Origin of the sequence: Trichocoleus sp. FACHB-40 (assembly GCF_014695915.1) — a bacterium.
Lineage (GTDB): Bacteria > Cyanobacteriota > Cyanobacteriia > Cyanobacteriales > FACHB-T130 > Funiculus > Funiculus sociatus.
Window position 1 is genome coordinate 1 of record NZ_JACJPF010000100.1, and the last position, 24487, is coordinate 24487.

The 24487-nt window shown below is 45.3% G+C and carries 25 protein-coding genes and 2 pseudogenes; 12 read left to right on the forward strand and 15 right to left on the reverse strand.

Annotation, left to right across the window (positions count from 1 at the left end; genetic code table 11):
• A partial coding sequence (locus tag H6F63_RS22510; RefSeq protein WP_190639651.1) for a transposase occupies nucleotides 1–344 on the forward strand: 344 nt, incomplete at its 5' end.
• A 16-nt stretch (nucleotides 345–360) separates the two neighbouring features.
• Here H6F63_RS22510 and H6F63_RS22515 read toward each other — a convergent pair.
• The 3 genes and pseudogenes from H6F63_RS22515 to H6F63_RS22520 all read right to left on the reverse strand — a co-directional run.
• Nucleotides 361–618 (reverse strand): annotated as a pseudogene (locus H6F63_RS22515) (hypothetical protein); the annotation flags it as partial.
• A gap of 86 nt (nucleotides 619–704) precedes the next feature.
• Nucleotides 705–830 (reverse strand): hypothetical protein, encoded by a 126-nt coding sequence (locus tag H6F63_RS30660; protein WP_277876472.1) that lies wholly within the window; start codon nucleotides 828–830, stop codon nucleotides 705–707.
• Entirely contained in the window at nucleotides 814–1056 is a 243-nt protein-coding gene (locus H6F63_RS22520) for a type II toxin-antitoxin system HicB family antitoxin (RefSeq protein WP_190639652.1), read from the reverse strand. Before H6F63_RS22520 ends, H6F63_RS30660 begins: the two co-directional genes overlap by 17 nt.
• Nucleotides 1057–1269: 213 nt before the next feature.
• Between H6F63_RS22520 and H6F63_RS31165 the strand changes: the two genes are divergently transcribed.
• Complete coding sequence (locus H6F63_RS31165) at nucleotides 1270–1401, forward strand: hypothetical protein (RefSeq protein ID WP_190639653.1); 132 nt, start codon at nucleotides 1270–1272, stop codon at nucleotides 1399–1401.
• Here H6F63_RS31165 and H6F63_RS22530 read toward each other — a convergent pair.
• A complete protein-coding gene (locus H6F63_RS22530; RefSeq protein ID WP_190639654.1) occupies nucleotides 1387–1608 on the reverse strand; it encodes a hypothetical protein in 222 nt (73 codons plus the stop codon). The genes H6F63_RS31165 and H6F63_RS22530 overlap by 15 nt on opposite strands.
• A 423-nt stretch (nucleotides 1609–2031) precedes the next feature.
• On the opposite strand from H6F63_RS22530, the gene H6F63_RS22535 reads away from it, so the two are divergent.
• Together H6F63_RS22535 and H6F63_RS22540 are read left to right on the forward strand one after the other, a co-directional pair.
• Nucleotides 2032–2778 carry a TVP38/TMEM64 family protein gene (locus H6F63_RS22535; protein WP_199298220.1) on the forward strand — a complete coding sequence of 249 codons (747 nt, stop codon included), beginning with the start codon at nucleotides 2032–2034 and terminating at the stop codon, nucleotides 2776–2778.
• A complete protein-coding gene (locus H6F63_RS22540; RefSeq protein ID WP_190639656.1) occupies nucleotides 2778–4310 on the forward strand; it encodes a mercuric reductase in 1533 nt (510 codons plus the stop codon). The genes H6F63_RS22535 and H6F63_RS22540 overlap by 1 nt, the downstream gene beginning before the upstream one ends.
• 58 nt (nucleotides 4311–4368) lie before the next feature.
• Here the strand turns inward: H6F63_RS22540 and H6F63_RS22545 are convergent, their stop codons facing one another.
• From H6F63_RS22545 to H6F63_RS22575, 7 genes are all read right to left on the reverse strand, one after another.
• Nucleotides 4369–5280 carry a LysR family transcriptional regulator gene (locus H6F63_RS22545; RefSeq protein WP_190455480.1) on the reverse strand — a complete coding sequence of 304 codons (912 nt, stop codon included), beginning with the start codon at nucleotides 5278–5280 and terminating at the stop codon, nucleotides 4369–4371.
• A 288-nt stretch (nucleotides 5281–5568) separates the two neighbouring features.
• Nucleotides 5569–6342 carry a BMC domain-containing protein gene (locus H6F63_RS22550; protein WP_347276832.1) on the reverse strand — a complete coding sequence of 258 codons (774 nt, stop codon included), beginning with the start codon at nucleotides 6340–6342 and terminating at the stop codon, nucleotides 5569–5571.
• Between the two features lie 104 nt (nucleotides 6343–6446).
• The gene (locus H6F63_RS22555; protein ID WP_190420707.1) at nucleotides 6447–7124 is read right to left on the reverse strand and encodes a hypothetical protein; all 678 of its coding nucleotides are present in this window, start codon (nucleotides 7122–7124) and stop codon (nucleotides 6447–6449) included.
• A 314-nt stretch (nucleotides 7125–7438) separates the two neighbouring features.
• Nucleotides 7439–9448, reverse strand: a complete 2010-nt coding sequence (locus H6F63_RS22560) for a ribulose bisphosphate carboxylase small subunit (RefSeq protein ID WP_190639657.1) — start codon at nucleotides 9446–9448, stop codon at nucleotides 7439–7441.
• Between the two features lie 36 nt (nucleotides 9449–9484).
• Nucleotides 9485–9787, reverse strand: coding sequence for a EutN/CcmL family microcompartment protein (locus tag H6F63_RS22565; protein WP_190420709.1), 303 nt, complete (start codon nucleotides 9785–9787; stop codon nucleotides 9485–9487).
• 151 nt (nucleotides 9788–9938) lie between these two features.
• Complete coding sequence (locus tag H6F63_RS22570) at nucleotides 9939–10280, reverse strand: BMC domain-containing protein (protein WP_015202599.1); 342 nt, start codon at nucleotides 10278–10280, stop codon at nucleotides 9939–9941.
• A 96-nt stretch (nucleotides 10281–10376) separates the two neighbouring features.
• Nucleotides 10377–10685 carry a carbon dioxide-concentrating mechanism protein CcmK gene (locus tag H6F63_RS22575; RefSeq protein ID WP_190420710.1) on the reverse strand — a complete coding sequence of 103 codons (309 nt, stop codon included), beginning with the start codon at nucleotides 10683–10685 and terminating at the stop codon, nucleotides 10377–10379.
• 751 nt (nucleotides 10686–11436) lie between these two features.
• Between H6F63_RS22575 and H6F63_RS22580 the strand changes: the two genes are divergently transcribed.
• The 3 genes from H6F63_RS22580 to H6F63_RS22590 all read left to right on the forward strand — a co-directional run bounded on the left by H6F63_RS22580 (nucleotide 11437) and on the right by H6F63_RS22590 (nucleotide 16122).
• Nucleotides 11437–13296 carry an NAD(P)H-quinone oxidoreductase subunit F gene (locus H6F63_RS22580; RefSeq protein WP_190639658.1) on the forward strand — a complete coding sequence of 620 codons (1860 nt, stop codon included), beginning with the start codon at nucleotides 11437–11439 and terminating at the stop codon, nucleotides 13294–13296.
• 91 nt (nucleotides 13297–13387) lie between these two features.
• On the forward strand, nucleotides 13388–14875 hold the full coding sequence (locus H6F63_RS22585; RefSeq protein ID WP_190639659.1) for an NADH-quinone oxidoreductase subunit M: 1488 nt from the start codon (nucleotides 13388–13390) through the stop codon (nucleotides 14873–14875).
• 116 nt (nucleotides 14876–14991) lie between these two features.
• On the forward strand, nucleotides 14992–16122 hold the full coding sequence (locus H6F63_RS22590; RefSeq protein WP_190639660.1) for a CO2 hydration protein: 1131 nt from the start codon (nucleotides 14992–14994) through the stop codon (nucleotides 16120–16122).
• Between the two features lie 206 nt (nucleotides 16123–16328).
• On the opposite strand, the gene H6F63_RS22595 is transcribed toward H6F63_RS22590, so the two are convergent.
• The gene (locus tag H6F63_RS22595) at nucleotides 16329–16802 is read right to left on the reverse strand and encodes a GNAT family N-acetyltransferase (protein ID WP_190639661.1); all 474 of its coding nucleotides are present in this window, start codon (nucleotides 16800–16802) and stop codon (nucleotides 16329–16331) included.
• Nucleotides 16803–17006: 204 nt separating this feature from the next.
• Between H6F63_RS22595 and H6F63_RS22600 the strand changes: the two are divergent.
• Nucleotides 17007–17823: pseudogene (locus tag H6F63_RS22600) on the forward strand (IS982 family transposase).
• Nucleotides 17824–18062: 239 nt separating this feature from the next.
• Here H6F63_RS22600 and H6F63_RS22605 read toward each other — a convergent pair.
• From H6F63_RS22605 to H6F63_RS22615, 3 genes are all read right to left on the reverse strand, one after another.
• A complete protein-coding gene (locus H6F63_RS22605; RefSeq protein ID WP_242017645.1) occupies nucleotides 18063–18857 on the reverse strand; it encodes a ferritin-like domain-containing protein in 795 nt (264 codons plus the stop codon).
• A gap of 21 nt (nucleotides 18858–18878) precedes the next feature.
• Entirely contained in the window at nucleotides 18879–19589 is a 711-nt protein-coding gene (locus tag H6F63_RS22610; protein WP_190639662.1) for a ferritin-like domain-containing protein, read from the reverse strand.
• 122 nt (nucleotides 19590–19711) lie between these two features.
• On the reverse strand, nucleotides 19712–20422 hold the full coding sequence (locus H6F63_RS22615; RefSeq protein WP_190639663.1) for a PEP-CTERM sorting domain-containing protein: 711 nt from the start codon (nucleotides 20420–20422) through the stop codon (nucleotides 19712–19714).
• Nucleotides 20423–20821: 399 nt separating this feature from the next.
• Between H6F63_RS22615 and H6F63_RS22620 the strand changes: the two genes are divergently transcribed.
• The 4 genes from H6F63_RS22620 to H6F63_RS22635 all read left to right on the forward strand — a co-directional run bounded on the left by H6F63_RS22620 (nucleotide 20822) and on the right by H6F63_RS22635 (nucleotide 24341).
• Complete coding sequence (locus tag H6F63_RS22620; RefSeq protein ID WP_190639664.1) at nucleotides 20822–21412, forward strand: sigma-70 family RNA polymerase sigma factor; 591 nt, start codon at nucleotides 20822–20824, stop codon at nucleotides 21410–21412.
• A 7-nt stretch (nucleotides 21413–21419) separates the two neighbouring features.
• The gene (locus H6F63_RS22625; RefSeq protein WP_190639665.1) at nucleotides 21420–22190 is read left to right on the forward strand and encodes an anti-sigma factor; all 771 of its coding nucleotides are present in this window, start codon (nucleotides 21420–21422) and stop codon (nucleotides 22188–22190) included.
• A gap of 157 nt (nucleotides 22191–22347) precedes the next feature.
• Nucleotides 22348–23379 carry an aromatic ring-hydroxylating dioxygenase subunit alpha gene (locus tag H6F63_RS22630; RefSeq protein WP_199298221.1) on the forward strand — a complete coding sequence of 344 codons (1032 nt, stop codon included), beginning with the start codon at nucleotides 22348–22350 and terminating at the stop codon, nucleotides 23377–23379.
• A complete protein-coding gene (locus tag H6F63_RS22635; protein WP_199298222.1) occupies nucleotides 23376–24341 on the forward strand; it encodes a ferritin-like domain-containing protein in 966 nt (321 codons plus the stop codon). Before H6F63_RS22630 ends, H6F63_RS22635 begins: the two co-directional genes overlap by 4 nt.
• Nucleotides 24342–24487: the final 146 nt, after the last annotated feature.

The following is a 24487-nucleotide window of genomic DNA, read 5'->3' on the forward strand; positions in this document are numbered from 1 at the left end:
TGCAATCAACTCTCTCTCAATGGTTTAACTTAGCTGGTGGTACCGCAAGGATTCTACTGCGGTCTTTACGAGATAAAGCCGAACAGTGGTGGTATTTTCTTGACCATCCAGAAGTTCCTCCTGACAATAATCTGGCAGAACGTTCTTTGCGCTTAGCTGTTACTAAGCGCAAAGTTAGTGGCGGCTCTCGATCGATGGCACGTTTTCAAGATACTGCCAATTTATTAACTGTGGTACAAACTTGTCGTCGTCAAGGTCGCTCGGTAATTCATTTTTTTGAGCAAGCTCTTCAGAGCCAACTTCATTCCTCTCAAGTTGCTCCTTCTTTGATTCCACATTCTTAGACCTGAATCCTTACAAGTCAGTTAAGCGGATTTTGACAACTTCTTCACCCAGTTTCCCCTTCATATTGCTAATAAATACCTGACGAACCGGGGAATTCCGCTTGTACTTTTCAGCCATTTCCCAGCAGAAGTCAACTAACTGTTTTAACTTATCGCCAGAGATGACAGTCAATTCACTATGCTGACCTTCAGTTTCACAATGCAGCAGCTCATTAGATTTCAGTCTTTCGATGAAGTCGGCTTGTTGCGATCGCAGCAGGGTAGTCCAGTCCATGCTCATACTAATTTGATTGACCTTACCAGGAATCCAAACTTAGTATTCCCACTGAAGCGGCAAAAATCTCAAAGTAAGCCAATTAACTACCGTAAAGCTTGCGATCGCAACAATTTATCAGCCCAAGCCGCATCTGCGTCTGATAGCGATCGCACTAGCTCATTAGAGCGAAAAGGCAGGTTGTGCCATCGCTTATCAGGCGACAGATTCAACTTTTATTGTCGCACCATCAAATTCTGGCAAGCCGTGACCCCTAGCAATACCGATGATTACCCACTCCTCCAGCACTTCTAATAACTCCGTGCGACAAGCTTCTAAATTTTTACCTGTTGCCCATACCCCAGTAGCACCAGGAATTTCTCCATAAAAGCCTTCATCCTCCTCAAGCAGTTCATAGTGTGCTACTTCCATTGCCTTCTGGAGATATTGCTGAATCATTTTCTACCTCTAGATATATCTAACATGAGGGCATCGAAATCGTTATCGTAATCCTTGCGATCGCAACAATTTATCAGCCCAAGTTGCATCTGCGTCTGATAGCGATCGCAGGAACTCCTCTTCCAGCTACGAAAAAATCAGCACTAACTTTGATGCGAGACTGCCAACCAATGTACAGAGAAACTTTGGCGGAGATTGAGAAATAAGCAACTCATGAGGTTGAAGTTTCGCCGTCAACATTCTATTGATCGTTTTGTTGTTTATTTTTGCTGTAATGACGTTGGCTTCTTGCAAAATCGGGATGCTCCCCACGCCTGCGCTACAGTATATTTACCCATTGACTGATTCAATCAAGTTTTTCAGGTAAGCTGCTGCTTCTTTTGCAGGTAGCATAACTACTTCATTTTTCCGAAGAATTTCATACTGGTTATTACGATAACCGTGACCAATAATCAATCCTAAACTTACTGCTCTATTGCCAAGTTCTGTTAACTCGTTAAAGCCCATCGCTTCAACTTCCATATTTAGTTGTTTGATGATTTCCTCATCCATATCCTTTAGCCTCCTCGTTACTGCATTTACTTAAATCTTACTTTTTTTACATACCGTTAACTACCCAATTTAAAAGGGGCAGGAGATTGATCACCATCCGCTAAGGCCGTAGCATCTTTACAAGCCAGCTTACGCGATCGCGCACGAGATATCATAGCTCTTTTTAACAACCGGGATTTTTTGCCTCTCTCTCAAGAAATATTTTTTTAACTCAAAATCTTATTATATTAATAATATATTACAAGCCTTTCGTGAATAATTCTCTTCCATAGCAATCCTTGCAGGAGTTGTAAAGTTATCTCTCTTCTTTCTTAAGCGCCCGGTCGCGCCTAGAGGAGTTCGTTTTTTTTTCACCAATCAAATAGGACTGCTATAACTTCTTTTTTCTCTGCGTTCTCTGCGGTTCATTTTATGAAGTTGTTTATGAACAAAGAATCTAGTCCAAGCAAATCCAGCTTAAATCGCAAGCTAATTGTAGGATTTTTATTACTTGTCTCTTTAATCTCGGCTTTTATTTTTGCAACTAAATATTTTGATATTCAAGAGCATTTAAAAAAACTATTGGCATGGATCGACAGCCTGGGATTTTTGGCACCCGTGACTTTTATTCTTATTTATATTTTAGCTACCGTGCTTTTTATACCAGGCTCCATTCTCACGCTGGGATCTGGTTTTGTCTTTGGCGTAATTTGGGGTTCAATTTATGTTTTCATTGGAGCGACTTTAGGAGCAACAGCCGCTTTTCTAGTTGGGCGTTATTTAGCTCGTGGATGGGTTTCCCAGCAAATAGAAAAAAATGCCAAGTTCGAAGCCATTGACCAAGCGGTAAAGAGAGAAGGATTCAAAGTTGTTCTTTTGACTAGACTTTCGCCGATTTTCCCCTTCAACGTTTTAAATTATTCTTTTGGAGTAACCCAAGTTTCTTTAAAAGATTATTTTTTAGCCTCCATTGGGATGATTCCGGGGACTATCATGTACGTTTATATTGGTTCTTTAGCGGGTAGTCTCGCCACGATTGGAGCAGCAAATCAGCCCACTAATCCGGAAACAGAGGCAGTAAAATGGGTTATTCGTGTTGTTGGTTTTATTGCCACAGTTGCTGTGACTATTTATGTCACACGCATTGCTCGTAAAGCATTAGAAGAAAGCGTTAATCAAGAGGAATTGTAATGTCACAAACAGTTGAAAAAGCGATTGTGCAGCCAATGGATGAATATAATCAGACTTTGGTTGCTAATGTACATCCGTCAGATTGGGTGAACCCAGAACCCTCGTCTCGTTACAATTTGGTTGTGATTGGAGCAGGTACTGCGGGACTGGTTGTTGCCGGAGGTGCAGGACTTTTAGGTAGTAAAGTAGCCTTAATTGAAAAAGATTTGATGGGTGGAGATTGCCTAAATGTAGGCTGCGTACCTTCTAAATGTATGATTCGCTCCTCTCGTGTTGTCGGTGATATTCAGAATGCAGATAAATTTGGTATTCGCGTTCCTGATGGCACAGAAATTAATTTTTCGGCAGTGATGGAGCGAATGCGGCGAGTTCGGGCGGAGATTAGCCCTCACGATTCTGCTCAAAGATTTAAAGAAGAATTTAATGTAGATGTATTTTTGGGAGAAGCGCGTTTTAACAGTGCTGATACTGTGGAAGTTGGAGGAAGAATTTTGCGCTTCAAAAAAGCAGTAATAGCTACTGGTGCCAAGGCTACTGCTCCCGACCTTGAAGGATTAAAGGATGCTGGTTATCTCACTAATGAAACGGTATTTTCTCTAACCGAAAGACCGCAACGAATGGCAATAATTGGTGGTGGCCCCTTGGGGTGCGAATTTGCTCAAACTTTTCAACGTTTAGGCTCACAAGTGGTGTTAATACATAAAAATGACCACATTCTGGATAAGGAAGATGCTGATGCAGCAGAAATTGTCCACCAGTCCTTTATTCGGGAAGGCGTTCAGCTGATATTAAACTCCAAGGTGAAACGGGTTGATCGAACAAGTGTAGGGAAAGTTATTTATTACGAATCGAATGGAAAAGAAGATTCTGTAACGGTAGACGAAATTCTGATTGGAGTTGGGCGATCGCCTAACGTTAAGAAATTAAATCTTGAAGCTGTTGGTGTGCAGTATGACCTCAAAAAAGGAGTGATTGTAAATGACAATCTACAAACCTCTAACCCTCGAATTTATGCGGCTGGTGATGTTTGTATGGATTGGAAATTTACCCACGCTGCTGATGCTGCTGCCAGAATTGTAATTCAAAATAGTTTGTTTTTTGGACGCAAAAAACTCAGTTCGCTGACAATGCCTTGGGTGACATACACCGATCCGGAAGTTGCCCATGTTGGGATGTACGAGAAAGACGCTCAAAAAAAAGGAATTGAGGTGGATACTTTTTTCGTTCCATTAAGTGACGTGGATCGGGCAGTTGCCGATGGCGAAACAGCAGGATTTGCGAAAGTTTTTGTGAAGAAAGGTACTGATAAAATTTTAGGTGCAACGATTGTGGCGCGAAATGCAGGCGATATGATTAGCGAAGTTACTTTGGCAATTGTGGGAAATCTTGGGTTAAAAACTCTTGGTAGTGTCATTCACCCGTATCCTACTCAAGCTGAGGTGATTCGCAAGGCGGCAGATGAATATAGTCGTACTCGTTTAACACCGTTTATTAAGAAACTGTTGGGCTGGTGGCTGGTTTGGACGCGATAGAAACTGTTTTCTAGTTACCAGACTCAGTCTGGTAACTAGAAATAGCGCCGGGGGGATGTCAGGACATATCCACGGCAACTTGCGGTGCTTTCTCCAAAAGGTACTCGAAAAAGGTGTGAGCGACAACCGAGAGCTGTTTGCCAGCAGGATATGCTACATACCAATGGCGACTTATAGGAAAGCCTTGCACATCAAGGATGGTAATTTGATTGGTGGCACCATCTAGCCCTAGAGTATGGCGAGATAAGACAGATATGCCTAAGCCGCCTGCGATCGCTTGCTTAATCGCTTCGTTACTCCCCAACTCCAGCCTGACTTTTACAGAAACGCCATGCTCATCGAATAATGTTTGCACCGATGAGCGCGTTCCCGATCCATGTTCCCGCATAATAAACGGCTCACCAGAAAGGCGAGATATCGGGATATTTTTTTCCTTAGCTAGCGGATGATCGACAGGTGCCAAGACCACTAGGGGGTTTGCCAGAAACTGATGATAGGTGATATCAAGATGCTCCGGTATTTGGCTCAAGATATACAAATCGTCCAGATTTTCGCTCATGCGGCTGAGTATCCGTTCGTGATTTGTCACTTGGAGCGCAATATCAATTCCCGGATACATCTGGCAAAATGGCCCTAGTAAACGCGGCACAAAGTATTTGGTAGTGGTAATCACTGCCAGCCGCAATCGTCCCTGCTTCAGCCCTTTCATTTGAGCAACAATCATCTCAAACTGGGCTAATCTATCGAAAACTTCCCGACACGTTACCAAAAGTTCCCGTCCGGCATCGGTAAGATAGAGTCGCTTACCGACTTGCTCGAACAGTGGCAAGCCAACTGTTTTAGTTAGCTGCTTGACCTGCATAGAGACGGTGGGCTGGGTGAGAAATAATTCCTCTGCCGCACGAGTAAAGCTCCCGTGCCGAGCCACTACCTCAAAAACCTTTAACTGATGCAGCGTTGCCTGCTTCAACCGCCCTTCTCCTGGCAGTTATAGATAATAATCTATCATAACCATTGAAAACAATGTTTTTGATCTATAGGAGATCAAGGTTATTATCAAATTAATGAAACAAAGTGACAGTCTTCCTTCCTACAGGCGTTGCATATTTACTTGATGGTTGGTCGGGGAAGTCATTATCTTCTATATTCATCCTGTGTTTTGCAGGCTGATTCCCTCCCAAAGCATCTAAGGTGTGAATGTGCAACGCTTTCCATTTGAAAAGAAGCTGTTAGCTGTAGATGCGCGAGCCCATATACATCATTCTTCCACACGGAGGGGTGGTAACTTAGCTAAATCTGGCAATTCTAACTCTACCAACTGTTTTTCCGTTTCCTTAACGTTAACAGGCACCATCAGAGGTTCAGGTTTCTCCTCAACCCAGCAAGTCGCCACTGGCAGGATTTGCTCCAGATCATCCAAAAGTCTTGGAATCACCATCAGCGAGTTGAATTCCCCAATCCTCTCGGCTTCTCTCATCCCAGCCTCAACAGCTACAGCCACATCTGCCACCCTTCCTCGGATAATCGCAGTACACAGACCATCGCCAATAGTTTCGTAAGAGGATAGATACACCTCAGCTGCCTTGAGCATCGCATCGCAGGCACCCACCATCGCCGGAAATCCCCGCGTTTCCAACAAACCAACCGCTTGATTGCTCAGGCGACTGTAACTGTCGCCGTCGCTTAATTCGGACAAGCGCCTGCCAATAGGAAATATTACTTCCAAATTGGGCATGGGACGCGCCATTACCGAAGAGGAGACTAATTGACCAAACTGTTCGGCAGTCTGTGCGCCTGCTTCTACAGCTAAACGGACATCTGAGATCCTGCCTCGGACAATAGCGGTACAGTAACCACTGCCAATTTTTTCAAACCCGATGAGTGTCACCCCGGCTGACTTCAGCATCATATCAGCTGTGCCAACGATAGCGGGGAAACTGCGAGTCGAAACCATGCCAAGAGCAGTGTCTTTGAAGTTTTTTGGTTGAGTTGTCCGTTCAAAACGAACAAGCCCTGGTTTTTGTACCTCCACCTATAACCTCCGTGAGAAAATACTGGCCGCCTAACTTAAGTATGCCCACACTAAGAGATTAGTTGATGGTTGTTAATACTAATACTTCCCAAAAGTCGAAACTATCATTCACTGTGATTGTCTTCGGGAGGAGGGTTGGCGGATTTATGATGAGGAAACAAAGTCAAGAGCAGTCGGTTCAGGTTTGCTTGTCCATAGACGGGAACGCCAACAGGGGGAGGCTTAGGCACTGGCTCCTCTTGGGTATCTTCGCCACTTGGAGTCGGGGGAGTGGTAGCGATCGCTAACTCCTCTTGGGTGTCTTCGCCGCTTGGAGTCGGGTCGCTGGTGGCTATCCCTTGTCCGTTTAGGGATTCTGGGGGGAAGTCCTTGCTTTCTGGCTGGTTTGCCGCATCTTCGCTTTTTCTTGCTTCTGGGGTGTCAGCAATTTGCCGCCCCTTGACTCCTAGCAGAGATCCTGGCGGCACTACTTGACAAGATTCCACAGATGCGTTGAAAACTGTCGTCGCGGCACCGATGCAGGCATTCGCCCCAATCTTACCCGTACCGACTAGCAGAACACCAGCGCCCAGAATAACTCCTGCCTCGACTTCTAGGTTGCCTTTGTGGGCATGAATAATGGTTCCCATGCCGATGCAGACACCAGCAGCGATAATAATTTTACAGTCTGGATCTGCTTGAATAATTACCCCTGGTGCGATCGCGGCACTTTCATCAATACTCACATCCCCTTGCACATAAACCTGAGAATTGCTAAACGGCGGTAGTAGGGGCAAGTGCATGGAACTAGGAGCTAAATAGTTATAAGTTAGGCGTTAAGAGTTAAGAGCTATGAGTTGCTAACTTCCAACTTCTGTGAATAGGTTATCACTCACGAGTTACTAACTCTTAACTACTAGCTTCTGTGAGCAAGTTAGTAGTTAAGCATTCCTAACTCGTAACTTTTAACTTTTTACTAAAAGTTATGAGTTATTAGTTGAGCGCTGCTAACTTCCAACTTCTGTAAGTTATGAGTAACAAGTTATTAACTCGTTACTCATAACTCCTGTGAGTGAGTTATGAGTAAATCATTCCTAACTCCTTACTCTTATATCTCCTAACGTCCAGCCTTACCATTCGGCTGTTGAATCAGCGTCTCTTGGACGCGGCGCTTGGCTTTGGTATCAATACCAAATAAGCGCACGTACTCGTCGCTGTGGCTGTTCATACAAGCTTCCAGCGCATCAATTACTTCTCCTTGTCTGGTTGATTCAATCGGAGAACAAGTATGCCAGGAACTGGTGCGGAAGCGACGCTCATCTGCGTGTTCTGTGCCAATCTTGTAGCCTTGAGCTAACAGATTTCGCACTTGATCCACCACTTCGCTGCTCAATAGAGAGCTGTTAACCACTTGCGGAGTGCTGTTTGAGTTTGAGCTACTCCTAGCAGCAGCCGGGGCGCTCTTAGCTGCGACTTGTACCTTGCCTTCAGGACGTTGGATAATTTGCTCTAGTACCCGGCGCTTAGCTTTCGGGTCGATGCCTATTAACCGGACATATTCGCCACTATATTCTTCGAGCGCTGCTTCTAGGGCTGCGATCGCTTGGCTTTGATTTTTGGCATCAATTGTCGAACCACTTTGCCAGGAACTGGTGCGGAAGCGACGCTCATCTGCGTGTTCTATGCCAATTTTTAAGCCTTGGGCTAACAAGTTTCTAACTTGTTCACTTAGGTCTGAGTTATTGGAAGCACTCGCAGTTCGGGCAGTGGTGCTACCATTGCTAGAGTGAGTTTTCGCCGGTGTTGTCTTAGCTGCAACTTGTACCTTGCCGTCCGGACGTTGGATAATTTGCTCTAGTACCCGACGCTTAGCTTTCGGGTCGATACCTATTAACCGGACATATTCGCCACTATATTCTTCGAGCGCTGCTTCTAGGGCTGCGATCGCTTGGCTTTGATTTTTGGCATCAATTGTCGAACCACTTTGCCAGGAACTGGTGCGGAAGCGACGCTCATCTGCGTGTTCTATGCCAATTTTTAAGCCTTGGGCTAACAAGTTTCTAACTTGTTCACTTAGGTCTGAGTTATTGGAAGCACTCGCAGTTCGGGCAGTGGTGCTACCATTGCTAGAGTGAGTTTTCGCCGTTGTTGTCTTAGCTGCGACTTGTACCTTGCCGTCGGGACGTTGGATAATTTGCTCTAGTACCCGACGCTTAGCTTTCGGGTCGATACCTATTAACCGGACATATTCGCCACTATATTCTTCGAGCGCTGCTTGTAGGGCTGCGATCGCTTGCGCCGCGTTATTTGTTTCAATTGTCGAACCACTTTGCCAGGAACTGGTGCGGAAGCGGCGCTCATCAGCGTGTTCCGTCCCAATTTTTAAACCTTGGGCTAACAAATTTCTAACTTGCTCGGAAATATCTATGCTTACTGAATTCATACTTGATACCTGACTTGATACTTGAGTAGTGGGACGGCGATCGCCATTAGATGTAATCATCTCATCTCGGACAGATGTAACGCAGTTTGCATCCGCAGCACACAAGTACCCAGCCCGCAGAGCCTCATTAATTCCTACAACATGGCGGCTAAACTCCGTATCGCCCTCTTGCACATCCGGCAAACGGTCTGCTTGCTGCTGAGAAGTAATCACCGACCCAGAAGCTACATACTTCCCTGGAGGAATTTCCACATCTTGAATCAGGGAGTGCATCATCACAATGCAACCGTGGCCCACCCTGGCATTAAATACTGTCGAGCGAAAGCCAATAAAGCAATCATCTCCCACATAGGCTGGTCCATGAATTAAAGCCATGTGGGTCAAAGAAGCATTCTTCCCAACCCACACCGAGTATTCCTCCTGGTCATCCCCAACGACCCGGCCTTGTTCCAAACCATGAATCACTACACCATCTTGGATGTTCGTGCTTTCGCCAATATGAAACGGTGAGCCTTCATCAGCCCGGATCGAAGTCCCCGGAGCAATCAACACATTCGCCTCAATCCGCACATCTCCGATGATGTTGGAAAAAGAATGTACATAAGCGGTTGCATCAATCTTTGGTTCCGCCAAACTTTTTGACCACGGGGTCGGGGGAGCCGCATACCTGCGGACAACCGGCATAACTAGATCCCTCACTAACTCAACAAAGTAGACCGACTAACGATACTGTTCCTTCTTGCTGTATAGGAGGCGATTTTCCACATTCACAGTGTCAATAATCGCCACTACCATCGCATCGATAGGACGCTTTTCACTTCCTTCCATCTGCCGAGCCGCACTACCACGACTAATCAGAACCCACTCATCCAGACCCGCACCTACTTGATCGCCTGCTACCTCGTATTTCGGCAGTAGCTGTCCCTCTTCATCAATGAACTGCACCAGAAGTAACTTGACACCTCTGAGTGTAGGCTCTTTGTGAGTGCTGACGACCGTGCCGCGAACCTTAGCAATTTGCATCTTCGGTGATTGTGTGTTGACTATCCATTATTTGTTGTCCGTTGTCCATTAGCGTTTTAACGTTTGAAGGTTGGAAAGTTATAGAAACTTACCTCTAGTCAACGTTCCAACTTTCCAACTTTCCAACTCTTAAAGGACAACTGACCTAATCTTACGGTCTATTGTAAGGGCGAATGCCGCTGACACTTTCGCGGAACTGTTCCACAGCTTCGGTGTAACGAATGGGCAGCACGTACTCCAAGTTTTCGTGAGGACGAGCAATAATGTGAGTGGACAAAACTTGACCGCCGTTCACCCGCTTTACAGACTCAACTCCCGCCGATACAGAGGCTTGCACCTCAGAAACGTCTCCACGAACAATTACGGTGACGCGACCACTGCCTATTTTTTCATAGCCTACTAGCGTCACACGAGCAGCTTTCACCATTGCATCAGCGGCTTCCACAACTGCGGGAAACCCTAGCGTTTCAATCATTCCTACTGCAATTGCCATTGATTCTTCCTTCCCTTATAGATAAATAAACAAACTTTTTGGACTTGAAAAACCGATTTATCGGCATCTGACTGCCCAACAATCGCCTTTAAACTTTTAAAGACGGAACTGTTCGACTGCTTCGGTGTAACGAATGGGCAGCACATACTCCAGGTTCTCGTGAGGACGAGCAATGATGTGGGTGGACAAAACTTCACCGCCATTCACCCGTTTTGCTGCGTCAACTCCAGCTGATACAGAAGCCTGCACCTCGGAAACATCGCCTCGGACAATGACTGTCACCCTAGCGCTGCCGATTTTTTCATATCCCACCAGTGTCACGCGAGCGGCTTTCACCATTGCGTCGGCGGCTTCCACAACTGCCGGAAAACCTTTTGTCTCAATCATTCCAACCGCAATTGGCATTACTTCCCTCCTACAAAATCAGTTGAATTACCCGGTCCAAATTTGCCTTGTCAAGAAAATTTGGACGGAGATGCCCATTTTTTCACTTCAAGAACTATTTTTTACCCTTGCATCAATAAGCATAGGGAAGTGAGGCTCCCTTGACAATATAAATTAGTATGATATTTTCAGATTAAAAGGTTTAAAAAAACTTAACAATAGACTAAATGAGGGATCTGCTTAGTAGAAGTTAATCAGTTTCTGGAATGCTTAGTTATGTTTTATAATTTCTTCATAACTTTTATATAGACTACAATAATACCACCTATAACCCGCCCCGATTGGGTAAGAGCGACCAAATTTAAAAGCTTGACAGGGAGCGCTCGTTGTGAGCCGCCCAGCGCAGCCACGCCGCGAGAGCGATCGCACGATCCGCCTGCTAAACCTAAAAGCTGATAACCTGCCAAATTCAAGCTATAAGTTTTTTAAATAAAGCTTATAAACTTAGGTTTGATAGGCATGGATGCTGAAATTTTTACAATCTCTAAGGAGATATTGTTATGAGATTTGGAGTTGTTTAGTGTTAACGTACAACCAATTAAAGGCAACAGCGATAAAAAAATAATCTAGCAAAGATTAAATTTGAGAGGTGCAAAATTCTAAAACCTCGCTAAAGGTTCATAGTTCATGGTGCATGACAATGTTTGTGCTTCACAATAAACTATGAACAATTTTAAGTAAATTGATGTTGAAATAGCAAAGGCCTTTTTCTATGACAGAGTTTCTCACCCAGACAAGTTGGTGGGTGCCTTTTTATAGCTTACTTGGTGCCGTTTTGACCTTACCCTGGTCTACAGGCATGATCCGCCGCACAGGCCCCAGACCAGCTGCTTACTTTAATGTGTTGATGACTTTCTTGGCGTTTCTTCATGGCACAATTGTCTTTAGATCCACCTGGAACCAAGAGCCGATAAAGTTAGTTTTCCACTGGCTGCAAGTTGTAGATTTAGACCTGACATTTTCCGTAGATATCTCAGCCGTGAGTGTTGGGGCAATGGAATTGGTGACTGGTTTAAGCCTTTTAGCGCAACTGTTCGCTCTGGGATATATGGAGAAAGATTGGGCATTGGCTCGCTTCTTTGCCCTGATGGGATTTTTTGAAGGAGCGATGAGTGGCTTGGCGATTAGCGATTCATTATTGCTCAGCTATTGCCTTTTGGAAGTTCTCACCCTTTCGACATATTTACTGGTGGGGTTCTGGTATGCACAGCCCTTGGTAATAACGGCAGCAAGAGATGCCTTTTTAACTAAGCGGGTAGGAGACATCTTGCTGCTGATGGGAGTGGTGGCGCTAGCGACTTTATCGGGAACCCTGGATTTTCCCGATTTGTATGAGTGGGCAGAAACTGCCACCTTGTCACCACTGACGGCAACTTTGTTAGGTTTGGCTTTGATTGCTGGCCCTACGGGAAAATGCGCCCAATTTCCGCTGCACCTTTGGCTGGATGAAGCGATGGAAGGGCCTAACCCAGCTTCCATCTTGCGGAACTCTGTGGTGGTAGCTTGCGGCGCATATGTGCTGATTAAACTCCAGCCTGTGTTAATTCTTTCGCCTGTGGCTTCAAGCGCGTTGGTAGTAATTGGGACGGTAACAGCGATAGGTGCTTGTTTGGTAGCGATCGCTCAAATTGACATTAAACGCGCCTTGTCCCATTCCACCAGCGCTTACTTGGGTATAGTATTTATCGCCGTCGGAACGCAATGGACGGGTTTCGCTCTAATGTTGTTGTTTGCTCACGCGATCGCCAAAGCCCTCTTATTCATGAGCATTGGCTGTGTGATTTTGACAACTAACACCCAAAACCTCACAGAAATGGGCGGTCTTTGGTCGCGGATGCCAGCTACCACCACCGCCTTTGTCGTCGGTAGCGCTGGATTAATTGGACTACTGCCACTGGGCGGATTTTGGGCATTGCGCCTGGGAATGGATGACTTTTGGACACACCAACCCTGGCTGGTGACAGTATTGCTGATAGTTAATGGCTTGACAGCATTAAATTTAACCCGCGTGTTTCGTCTGATTTTCTTGGGTGAACCCCAACCGAAGGCGAAAAGAGCGCCAGAAGTGCCTTGGACTATGGCTGTGCCAATGGTGAGTTTGATAGTGTTAACTCTCCTAGTACCATTGATGATGCAAAGCTTGTCACTGTTGCCTGATTGGGAGTACCTGAACAAACCAGCCCTATTGCTAGTGATGATATCTGGCTTAATCGGCTGTGGCTTCGGGGCAGTTATTTATCTGCCGAGAAATTGGTCTAGATCGATTCGGGTTCCCTTCCGATTTCTCCAAGACTTGTTCGCCTACGACTTTTACATCGACCGACTTTACCGCCTGAGTGTAGTTTTTGCTGTCGATCGGCTTTCCCGGTTAAATGCTTGGATTGACCGCTACGTGGTAGATGGACTGGTTAACCTGGTTGGTGTTGTTACCATTTTCAGCGGGCAAAGCTTGAAATACAACGTTTCCGGTCAGTCCCAGTTTTATTTATTAACTATCCTCCTGGGTTTAAGCGGTTTGACAATTCTGATGCTCTGGCCAATTTTAACTTTGTTAAGCGCTGAAATTTTTTAATGTGCCATACAAGAGTTAGAAATTAGGAATTAATAACTTCTAACTCTTAACTTTCTCCCCAGTCCCTAGTCCCTAGTCCCTAATCCCTATCATGCTTAGTGCTTTAATTTGGTTGCCTGTGTTAGGCGCTCTCATAGTTGGGTTTTGGCCCCAGCTCACCGCCCAAGTTGCCCGTCGAGTGTCGTTGGTGGTTATGGGTGGCGTTTTAATTTGGTCTATTTTACTGGTGAGTCAGTTTCAACCAGAGGATGGACTCCTACAGTTTTCTGAGTTCATTCTTTGGATTGATACATTAGGTTTGACCTATCATCTTGGTGTAGATGGTTTATCTTTGCCTTTACTGGTTTTAAATAGTCTTTTAACACTAATTGCCCTCTACAGCACTGATGATTCTATCAACAGACCACGGTTTTATTACTCTTTGATTTTGCTTTTAAATGCCGGAGTTTCAGGGGCATTTTTGGCGCAGGATTTGCTGCTGTTTTTCCTGTTTTATGAGGTGGAACTGATTCCGCTATATCTGTTGATTGCTATTTGGGGAGGAGAAAAGCGAAGCTACGCAGCAACAAAATTTCTGATTTATACCGCAGTTTCGGGAATTTTACTCCTCGCATCTTTCTTTGGGCTGGTTTTGCTCAGCGGGGGAACTACTTTTGAGTTTGAAAAATTGTATGCCTTGTCCTTACCTTTAGGCACACAACTACTACTGCTGTCTGGAATTTTGATAGGCTTTGGTATTAAGATACCCTTAGTGCCATTCCATACCTGGTTGCCAGATGCCCACGTAGAAGCATCAACCCCGGTTTCAGTGCTATTAGCGGGAGTGCTGTTGAAGTTGGGAACATATGGTTTGCTACGTTTTGGCTTAGGGTTGTTCCCCCAGGCGTGGGCGTATCTGGCTCCCTGGCTGGCTACTTGGGCGGCGGTGAGCGTACTGTACGGTGCCTTCACAGCGATCGCGCAAACAGATATGAAAAAAATGGTTGCCTATAGCTCAATCGCTCATATGGGCTACATTCTTTTAGCAGCAGCAGCAGCAACTCCCGTAAGCATTTTGGCAGCTGTCTTCCAAATGATCAGCCACGGTTTAATTTCCGCACTGCTGTTTCTCCTGGTCGGTGTCGTTTACAAAAAAACTGGCACCCGCGATTTAGATGCCCTCAAAGGTTTACTCAACCCAGAACGCGGCTTGCCCCTGATTGGTAGTCTAATGGTGTTGGGGGTGATGGCTAGCTCTGGTATTCCGGGTATGGTGGGCTTTATTTCCGAATTTTTGGTATTTCGGGGCAGTTTTCCAGTATTTCCCGTTCAAACCCTGTTGTGTATGGTGGGTACAGGTTTAACAGCAGTGTACTTCTTGCTGCTGGTTAATCGCGCCTTCTTCGGACGACTTTCCGAACGAGTGATGAATTTGCCACCAGTAGAGTGGAGCGATCGCTATCCGTCTATATTTTTAGCTATCCTGATCGTCATTCTGGGAATCTCTCCCAACTGGGTAGCGCGTTGGAGTGAAACCACGACAACAGCAATGATTACACGACCAGCGATCGCGCAAATTTCTTCTGTTAATAGTCATTAGTCGCTTGCTATCTGTTAATGGCTAATTGTTAACCGTAATAAACAAAATATCAATTAGCCATACACAAGATAGCTAATGACTAATGACTAATGACTAATGACTAAGGAGTACCACCAATGATCGGCACTACATTAAAATCTTCAAATCACCCTCTGGCAGAGTACATTAACCGAATAATGAATGGGGGTGCCTTACTACCCGACACGCCAGAAAATGTGATGGAAGTTGTAGGGATTCTCAAAAGTTATGGAATAGTTTTAGATGCTTATTCTAAGAATCTCATCTACATCGCTGAACATCAATTTTTAGTGCTTTTTCCCTTTTTTAAATACTTCAATGGCGACATTTCTCTAAAAAAATTGCTGCGCCACTGGTGGCACGACCGGATTAATTATGAGTACGCTGAATACTGCATGAGGGGAATGCTGTGGCACGGTGGCGGCGGTTTAGATACGTACCTAGATTCTCCAGAATTTAAAGCGCGAATAGAGCCAGCAATCCAAGCAGCAATTAAAAACAACTTCCTCATCCAAGGACTCAATAGCCTATTTCCAGAATTCTTGCCAGAACAGGTGCGAACCTTAGCTTATTACAGTGGGCTGGGGCAATTCTGGCGGGTGATGAGCGATATGTTTATCCAGTTATCTGACAGATACGATGGCGGAGAAATTAAATCAATTCCCGACGTGGTAGAACATATCCGCGCCGAATTAGTTGCAGCTGCTAACTTGCCGATTACATATGCCGTGCCAATTAAAGGACAGGTGTATGAAATAATTCCCAAAGAAGTCGGTTTAACTTTTCTAGCAGATACAGCACTACCCTACGTAGAAGCGATTTTCTTCCGGGGAACGCCTTTTCAAGGTACAGTTTCTTTTAACGCTCAGGCACAGCAAATTTCCCCAGATCAAAGTAGATTTGATTATGGCGCTTTGTATGCCGATCCGTTACCGATTGGCGGTGCTGGAATTCCACCAACTTTGCTGATGCAAGATATGCGGCACTTCTTGCCAGACTATATGCATGATATCTACCGCCGCAGCCGTCGAGGAGAAGATGATTTGCGAGTACAAATTTGCATCAGTTTTCAAAAGTCAATGTTCTGCGTAACAACCGCTGCCATGTTGGGATTGGCACCCCACCCTATCGATAGCACTGATAAAGATCAGCAGCAAGCAAATTGGGCTTATTTGGCAAATTGGATGGATCGATTCCTGAACTCTCGCTTGACTGATGTTAATAGCTAGGGCATCGGTATAGTATTCAAAATTGGGGCTAAAAAACCCGGTTTCTTTCCTCGTTCCCAGTCAGAGACTGGGAATGCTATTGATGAGGCTCTGCCTCAAAATAGGGCTGGGATTTCTTGACTATTGAAGGAGGCAGATCCTTCGTTTAAGTGTTCCGAGTCTTTGACTGGAAGGATAATTTTAAATTTTTAATAGCTTATTAGCTTTTAGAGCATTTTCTCGATGAATACAGTGCAGAAACCATCGTTGTATTGCTCGATAAAATAAAAGCCGAGTCGCTTGTAGAGCTTCAGGGCTTGTGCTTGTTTTTCTTTATCAGTTGTATCAAGTCTGACTTTCTTGTAACCTGTTTTCCGGGCAAAATGTAAGAGCATCTGGGCCATTTTCATCCCCAAACCTCGCCCTCGGTAATCTTTGAAAAACCACATCCTCTTCAGTTCGCAGATGTCGTCATTCAAACGCCGGATAGCTCCGCTTCCCACAACCCTACTATCATCGATAAGCACTAAGAACGTGCCGTTATTGTCGAAGTAGTGCGATCGCATATCATCTATGTCAGACATGGCATCGTAACGGGCGATCTCTTCTTCAGGAAGCTGCCAAATTTCACAGGCAACCTCAACAATTACCCGCTTAACTTCTTCAACTTGGTGTGATTGTATCGGTTTGATTTCTATCATCTGTTTCTCGTTAGCTGGTTACAGACTAAACTTTAACAAGACTTACGCAGTTAATTAGTGAATGCCTGATTCTGTCGTAGGGGTAATGCCATGCCCCTACAGCGTGTTGACGTGCGTAAGCCCTATTTAACCTGAGTTCGGGATAAGGAAGGGGCAAAACAGGTAGGGTGAAAGTGCTAACTTCTCATCCATCTGAATTACCCCATGCTTAGTCTAGAAGAACTATTTTGCTGTGTCGACGACTTCTGCCAAGGCTTTGAACCGCAGTGGGAGCGCCAACTGCTTGGGCATGGATTACAGCTACGTAAACGAGAGCGGAGCCTACGCCTGAGCTTTCATCATGACCATTCTGATTGCCTTTCACCAGTCCTGCTACCGGAATTTCAAAACCTACTATCAACAGAAGGTGCAGACCCAGTGGTCGGAAGAGTTTCCAGCACTGGTGAGCTACAACCGATTTATCGAGTGGATACCCAGCACGTTGATACCGCTTTGTGCGTATCTGCGCTCCTGTTTTGGCAGCTGTAGCGGTATCAGTTTTCTGGATTCCACTAGCCTCAAAGTCTGTCACAATCGTCGCATTCAGCAACACAAAGTGTTCCAGAACCTGGCGGCGAGGGGCAAAACGTCCGTTGATTGGTTTTTTGGCTTCAAACTACATCTGGTGGTCAACGACCAAGGGGAGTTACTCAACGTTGTTCTAACTCCAGGCAACACCGATGATCGCACCCCTGTACTGAAATTGCAGCAGCTTTTTGGCAAGGTGTTTGCCGATAAGGGCTATGTGTCTCAAAAGCTGGCGCAACAATTGTTAGAGAGTGCTGGCATTCAGTTGATTAGCAAACTCAAGCGCAACATGAAACAACGTTTGATGCCCCTGAGTGAGCGCCTGATGCTGCGTAAGCGCTCGATCATTGAAACCATTATCGACCAGCTCAAAAATATTTCTCAGATTGAGCATTCTCGGCATCGCTCTCCAGTCAACTGAAGAGTCAACATTCTCTGCGGATTGATTGCTTAGTGCCATCAACCGAAGAAGCCGGCGATTGCCATTGACCACAACTTGCTGCCTTTGGCTTAACCCGAACTGACGTTATTTAATCTACTCCAGCTAAATATCGAGTTTTACCCTGGGGTTTCGCTGGCGCTCAAAAGCCACCCCCGCGCGCGGGGGTGGCTTCTCAACCTACGTAAAGAGTAATTTTTGAGCGGGAAGAAAGTAACCCAATATTGGGGATGGTGATCGTTAAACTTAGGTTTTTACGGACGCAGTATTGGAGCTACCAGCGCCAATACTTCATCACTTGTGGCGAAGCCATCAAAGGCTTCACCACTAAACGGAATTGGGAAACCAGTCCGATTTTCGTTGTAAATCACCTCATTTTGATTTCTAATCCAAGGTCGGATGTCGGCATTGAGCAGAGTTTGCCGCAGGTATCGGAAGCCCGCAGCGTGCCGCGCCTCTACAGTATGAATTTCTAAGGCTCCTGCTAACACAGTTTTGCCAGCTTCTCCAGCTGCCAGCAAGTTCTGTACTTGACCTTTATAAGCTGCTACTCCCAAATCTTCAACGTATTGTCCTGCGAGTAAAAAATCTGCAAGATTAGTAAATGGATTGCGACCTAAGATGGCGTTGTAATTGGGGTTGGCTGGAATAGTAATCGCATCTGGGTTGCCTCCCAAAGCTGTCAATACAGCTGACAAGTCAACAACGTGTTGAGCCTCATCTTGTCCATAGGATGCGATCGCATTCTTGGCTGGTTGGGGAGCGTTCGCCAAACCCCCGTTCTGGGTTGAAGCGATCGCTTTGACGTAAAAATCAGCTTCCAGCTTTTCTAGGGTTAGGGCATATTCCACCACTTGTCGGGGTGTCAGCACTGCGCCTTGAGCATAGGCAGGTGCGGCTGGAGCGATGAACACTGATAGAAATATTAAAGAAACCAGCACCACAGCTTGTACAGCGGTGGCGATGGGGCGGATGAGTCGGAGGTTAAAGCTCTTTGAGTGCATATTTTCTGTCGCCTGCTGTGCTGTTAGGTTTGAAAAGATTTTCATTGTCAAATACCTCTATACATCTCAAGCGACGAGCGCCCCGTTGATGGGGTTGTTTAGAAGCTGGAAAGAGCTGACAATAGCCACAATTTGTTTAGGCGTGTACAACTCATCGTATGCCCGTCCCTTAAAGGGGTTGAGTTCAGGTACTAAGTCAGGGTCTTTGATTATGCGATCGCTATCGCTTTCTGTAGCAGGGCGACCCACCAACCCACGTACCCCCGCTGCGTGACGAGCTTCAACACTCACAATCGAACCAGCCGCCAGTAAGTAAGTAGGGTTCTTTAAGCTTGTTCCCGCGCCATTGTAGGCGTGTACGCCCACGTCCTCTAATGTCAAAGCTGTATTCAAAATCGTGGTGCGGTCGGTCAGTACGCCAGCCAACCCAGCTTGGTTGAAGTTGAGGTCTCTGGTGTTGAATGTGGCATCCGAGCCGAGTACGCTACGCAAAAATTTTACGTGTTCGCCTTCGTGAATACCCAAGGCTCTCATGTAATCGAGTTCTCTGGGATTGGTAATTTTGCCAGATTTGACAACGGATAGATAAAATGCTGCTTCCAGTTCCTCTAGCAATAAAGCAAAGTTGAGGATACCAATGTCGTCAGCATTAAATGTCAGGGTTTTTGTGGTGCGACTAGGCTGTGCAGTTAATGCTTTTGGGATGGTCGTCAAAGCTAGTGCGCCAAAACCGCAAAGGCCCATTTTTAACAGTTTGCGCCGCGAGGAAAATGTCATAAGATTGCTCCTAATAGAGGTGCGCTCAATTGCCTGCAAATAATTCCGAGGTCAGCGTTTTTGCGTAGGCGTTGAGTGAAGGGAAATTTAATCGCAGGGGATGAGAGTTAACTAGGTAATGTTCAGGATGCGGAAGAATTACCTGTTTTTTGGTTGTTTTTCTGGTTTTTTAGCCGTGATGCACCCAAAGCACCAAGCGCCAATATTCCTAACACAGAGGAGGGTTCAGGGATGCTCGTATTTCCTGCCGTTTCAACTCCGGTTAGGGCAATTGTGTAGCTACCACCACTGCTCAAGATCGCACCGTCAAACTCCTTCAAAGGTGAATCACCACCAAAACCAGTCGCTCCAACAACTGCATCGAAGGCAACATCAGGAAAATCAGGAAAATCAGGGAAAATTTTACCCTTGTCACTGACAGGATCGTAGTCAAAACCGGAGATTCCCAAGTAATAAATGCCGGATTTGGTTGGGGTGAACGGACTGTTCATTGGCAGCGTGGATTGCCCCATACTCCCAGTTGATTCATCGTTAGAATAGACTCCGAAGCCATCTTTATCGAATAGGAACAACTGCGTATCAAAATCAGCCCCGCCGACTGTTGTCGCCGAGAATGTCTGACCGCCAGTTAAGAAGATTTGGAATAGATCAGCATCTCCAGAAAGCATCCCAGAGATTGACTCTAGGGGCATTGGCATTGTTGAGAGGATCTGGGCTGTACTGAGAGTCTCACCTGCGTCGTCGCTTTCGGTGAACGTGGCCGCCTGTGCAGGCAGGGATGATAGCCCTGCAACTATTACCGATATTGCTGTTATCTGTGCCAGTTTTTTCATTGGGAGTTTTATATCTCGATCTACATGGGACTAGACTCAATACTGTTCGGTTAAGGATTGATCCCTCCTAACAGCGGTGTAGGGTGTATCTACCCTGAACTGAACATCACTATCCAGAACCCTATGGGAACTTGGCTGAGTAACCCATGCGCGATGCTGTGGAATCTACTCAACCGACCTACTTGTTATTACGGAGTCAGTGGCATTTTGGATTGCCACTGACCGCAAAATTACTGAAATAAATCTGAAATAAATTTACGACTGTGTTGGCAGACATCCAATTAGCGCTTTCGGTCGTATAAAAGAAAAAGGAAAATTCTCTCTTGTGAGGGATGCAGCAGAACAAGTGCTGACTTTGACTCTGAAGAGGTATCGGTTTAGACATTCTTTTCAGAACGTATGCCTCCTGACTCTAGCGATCGCACTCCCAAAACCCCATCGACGAGGATGGATACAGATTTATTTCAAGCCCTCAAAGCTGGTCAATCCTCTGCTCTGGGGATTCTCTACGACCGCTATGGCTCTCTTGTATATGGGTTAGCACTGAAAATTTTGAGGAATCCTCAAGAGGCAGAAGACCTAACGCAAGAGATTTTTCTGAATCTCTGGCGTAGCGATAGTTACAATCCCGCTCGTGGTTCTCTTAGCAGCTATCTCACAGTTATGACGCGATCGCGTGCTATTGATAAACTTCGCTCTCGCGGCACTTCTGTGAAGTTTCTGGAGCGTTGGCAACACGCAATGACTGCTGAAACAAGAACGGACAATCCTTTTGAACAAGTGTCTTTGGGAGAGCGATCGCAACAAGTTCGAGCTGCTTTGGCGGAACTTTCAGAAAATCAGCGTCAAATATTAGAAATGGCATACTACGAAGGCCTGAGCCAATCAGAAATTGCCACTCAACTAGATATTCCTTTGGGAACGGTCAAAACTCGCGCACGAACGGGTCTACTAAAACTGAGGCAAACTCTACGAGAATTTATTAAATAGTTGTATTATGACCGAACCTTTAAATCCTGAACATTTAGAAGAATTAATGACAGGTTATGTCCTCGGCGACCTCAGCCCTGAAGAAGCCCTGGAATTTCAGCGACTCCTGGCAGAAAATCCGCAATTTGCTACAGAGGTGAGTAGTTTGCAGGAAGCACTAGAAGTGTTGCCCTATGCTTTACCTGAAGTAACTCCTCCTCCTCACTTGCGTACAGCCATTCTAGAAGCTGCCAATAGTTCTCTAACTCCTATCTCAACACCAAAAAGGTTTTCTTTACCTTGGAGCAAAATTGCTGCTGGTGCGGCTGCACTTTTAGCTCTTGCTTTAGGTTTAGATAATTACAATTTGCGGCAACAACTGAAAGTTGTGCAGGCTCAGAAAGATGTAATTGAGGTGTTACAACAGCGCAATACTCGCGTAATTGAGGTGTTACAACAGCGCAATACTCGCTTATTTACTCTCACAGGAACAGAAAATGCAAATACTGCCTCTGGTAGTATAGCGATTAATACTAACGAACAAAAAGCGGTTATTGTCTTTCAAAACCTTCCCGCTTCCCCTGTTGGTCAAATATATCGACTTTGGGCAATAGTTGATGACAAGAAGATAGCTTGTGCAAATTTTGATGCAAGTCAGCAGGGAACAGTTTTAGCGGAATTTACCATTCCTGCCGCTGCTTGTAGTTCTACAAAATCAACTTTAGCTGTCACCTTGGAACCATCTACACTACCTCCACAGCCAGTTGGGCCGGCCGTAATGGTAGAAAGTAGTTTGTAAAATAGGAGGACAGATTATTTTTTGCCACACACCTTGATTGTTTCAGCAAATCGCTGGTTAGAGTGGGTGGACAACATAATATTTCCGGGCGATTAGAAATCGCGGCTATACAGGCGAAACCTGCTTCTTGCGGGTTTCAATTTGGCTAAGTATATAAATGATGGTAAATCTCAATTCCAAGGCTTCTAGTTCGCTTCGCAAATCCAAGACTTTCAATAATCCAGACTGCTTTATTGAAGGGTGGTATTGGGCGATACCTTCTCATCAGCTTAGGGTGGGTGAGGTAAAACCTGTAACCCTGATGGGAAGGGAACTAGCGATTTATCGGGGAAAAGATGGGAAAGCGATCGCACTCGATGCGTACTGTCCCCACATGGGCGCACACTTGGCGGAAGGAACGGTTGAAGGTAATAGCATCCGCTGTTTATTTCATAACTGGAAGTTTGACGAAGCGGGGACGTGCGTAGACATTCCATGTCTGGAAAAACCGCTAGATGTAAGAGTGCGGACGTGGCATACGGGGGAAAAATACGGCATGATTTGGGTCTGGACTGGGGAAACTCCCAAACACCCTTTGCCTTTTGTTCCGGAACTGGAAGATGATGAATGCGATAGCGCGATCGCATCGAGTTTTGTAAAGAACTGTCACCCCAATGTTGTGATGATTAATGCTATCGACGCGCAGCATTTCAACACAGTTCACAATTTACCCTTAAAAATCGTTTTTGAGAAAAATGATATTAACGAAAATGCCATAACTTTCAGCAATACTACTCGCGGCGGCGAAGATTCTTTTTTTATAAAGTTAATCCGCCCGTTTTATAAAAAAGAAGTAACTTATAGTATGTGTTACTGGTATGGAAGCACTGGTACAGTCACCGTAGGCCCAGATTTTCTTCACTTTCATATTATGTTTGCTTTGCGCTTGCTTGAAGGAGGAAAAGCCGAAGGTAAAACTATCCTGATTACTAAGAAGCGGCCGGGTATATTAGGATGGGTTTTCAATCGAGTTGTGCTGTGGTTGACGAAGATGGTAGGGAATTATTTCGCCAAAGGTGATACTCAGGTTTTTCAGACGATTAAGTTTGATTTTCAGACTCCGACTAAGGCGGATATTTCGATTATTCAGTTTATTCAGCACGTTGAGAAACAGAACGCGATCGCTTGGGGAAAGTGGGAAGCAGAGTGAATAATCCAAAATCACGCGATGTTTTGGGAAGAATCAATTTCCCCAGAAATCGCTTTAAAATCGCAACTGCTGGGTTTGACTTACCCCATGTTTACTCTGAGGACAAGCTGCGTCGCATATTATCAGGTGCTTTGAAAAGTCGTTTGGGCAATCATTCAGTATCCCCATACGACAGTTATCAATATTGGGATGCTCATTATTTCGGTCTTCAGAAAGTAAATATTTTCCAAGATTCTAGCGTTGAGGAGCAAGCAGAAATTCTGCGACTATGCAGTTGCGGACTGTTAGAAGAAGCCTACTTTGTGGAGAAAGCTGGCGTAGGTTACATGGCGAAAATGGTGCTGCTTGCAGAAACCACTGAGGAACGTATGCTATACGGACTCTTCAGCGCCGACGAAGTAACGCACCTTTCCCAGATTAGCAGCTTCCTGCCTATTCAGGAGCCTGTCGGAACAGATAACGCCTTCTTACGCTTCCTTGGAGACTTGGTGGAAACCGAGGATAAAACAGTTCTCTTATTTGTGATTCAAGTTGTACTGGAAGGGTGGGGTTTAAGCCATTACAAAAACCTTTCCAAGGATTGTTTAAATCCTCATTTGAGTAAAATTTTAAATCAGTTCCTGCAAGATGAAGCACGTCATCATAGTACCGCCGTCAATTTGTTTAATCAAAGGCAAGTTTCAGAAACAAGTCGAGAGGTAATAATTGAGAGTCTTGCACTATTTTTGCAGATGATCCAGGTAGGCCCTCAGAGTGTTGTCGCCGCAGTAGAAAAAGTTAAAGGTCATTTGTCTCGCCAGCAGAAAGTGAGGATTTTCTCGGAAATTGACACAGAAACTCATAGCGGTACTCGTCTTAATTTCCTGCGATCCCTGATGCGAGATCCAAAAGCCGGAATTATTGTTCAAGAACTAGAGGAACGGGGAGCATTTTTACCTTTTCCCCCAGAAAAATGTGTATGAATTTACATTTTTCACTAAGAAACCCCTCCCCTACGAGGGGAGAGAAAAGGAAAAAAGAGGAAATAAAAGCCCGGTTCCCCTTCCCTGGAAGGGGCTAGGGGGTTAGGTTTTTCACATCCGGTTTCCCCTACCCTTGCTCTTAACGG

What these genes read in the sequence shown, in the direction of transcription:
- H6F63_RS22585 (WP_190639659.1), top strand. Translation starts at nt 13,388, where the DNA reads ATGCTTAGTGCTTTAATTTGGTTGCCTGTGTTAGGCGCTCTCATAGTT.
- H6F63_RS22625 (WP_190639665.1), top strand. Translation starts at nt 21,420, where the DNA reads ATGACCGAACCTTTAAATCCTGAACATTTAGAAGAATTAATGACAGGT.
- H6F63_RS22590 (WP_190639660.1), top strand. Translation starts at nt 14,992, where the DNA reads ATGATCGGCACTACATTAAAATCTTCAAATCACCCTCTGGCAGAGTAC.
- H6F63_RS22520 (WP_190639652.1), bottom strand. Translation starts at nt 1,056, where the DNA reads ATGATTCAGCAATATCTCCAGAAGGCAATGGAAGTAGCACACTATGAA.
- H6F63_RS22610 (WP_190639662.1), bottom strand. Translation starts at nt 19,589, where the DNA reads ATGACATTTTCCTCGCGGCGCAAACTGTTAAAAATGGGCCTTTGCGGT.
- H6F63_RS22630 (WP_199298221.1), top strand. Translation starts at nt 22,348, where the DNA reads ATGATGGTAAATCTCAATTCCAAGGCTTCTAGTTCGCTTCGCAAATCC.
- H6F63_RS31165 (WP_190639653.1), top strand. Translation starts at nt 1,270, where the DNA reads ATGAGGTTGAAGTTTCGCCGTCAACATTCTATTGATCGTTTTGTTGTT.
- H6F63_RS22595 (WP_190639661.1), bottom strand. Translation starts at nt 16,802, where the DNA reads ATGATAGAAATCAAACCGATACAATCACACCAAGTTGAAGAAGTTAAG.
- H6F63_RS22570 (WP_015202599.1), bottom strand. Translation starts at nt 10,280, where the DNA reads ATGGCAATTGCAGTAGGAATGATTGAAACGCTAGGGTTTCCCGCAGTT.
- H6F63_RS22580 (WP_190639658.1), top strand. Translation starts at nt 11,437, where the DNA reads ATGACAGAGTTTCTCACCCAGACAAGTTGGTGGGTGCCTTTTTATAGC.
- H6F63_RS22540 (WP_190639656.1), top strand. Translation starts at nt 2,778, where the DNA reads ATGTCACAAACAGTTGAAAAAGCGATTGTGCAGCCAATGGATGAATAT.
- H6F63_RS22605 (WP_242017645.1), bottom strand. Translation starts at nt 18,857, where the DNA reads ATGAAAATCTTTTCAAACCTAACAGCACAGCAGGCGACAGAAAATATG.
- H6F63_RS22575 (WP_190420710.1), bottom strand. Translation starts at nt 10,685, where the DNA reads ATGCCAATTGCGGTTGGAATGATTGAGACAAAAGGTTTTCCGGCAGTT.
- H6F63_RS22620 (WP_190639664.1), top strand. Translation starts at nt 20,822, where the DNA reads ATGCCTCCTGACTCTAGCGATCGCACTCCCAAAACCCCATCGACGAGG.
- H6F63_RS22530 (WP_190639654.1), bottom strand. Translation starts at nt 1,608, where the DNA reads ATGGATGAGGAAATCATCAAACAACTAAATATGGAAGTTGAAGCGATG.
- H6F63_RS22560 (WP_190639657.1), bottom strand. Translation starts at nt 9,448, where the DNA reads ATGCCGGTTGTCCGCAGGTATGCGGCTCCCCCGACCCCGTGGTCAAAA.
- H6F63_RS22535 (WP_199298220.1), top strand. Translation starts at nt 2,032, where the DNA reads ATGAACAAAGAATCTAGTCCAAGCAAATCCAGCTTAAATCGCAAGCTA.
- H6F63_RS22555 (WP_190420707.1), bottom strand. Translation starts at nt 7,124, where the DNA reads ATGCACTTGCCCCTACTACCGCCGTTTAGCAATTCTCAGGTTTATGTG.
- H6F63_RS22615 (WP_190639663.1), bottom strand. Translation starts at nt 20,422, where the DNA reads ATGAAAAAACTGGCACAGATAACAGCAATATCGGTAATAGTTGCAGGG.
- H6F63_RS22565 (WP_190420709.1), bottom strand. Translation starts at nt 9,787, where the DNA reads ATGCAAATTGCTAAGGTTCGCGGCACGGTCGTCAGCACTCACAAAGAG.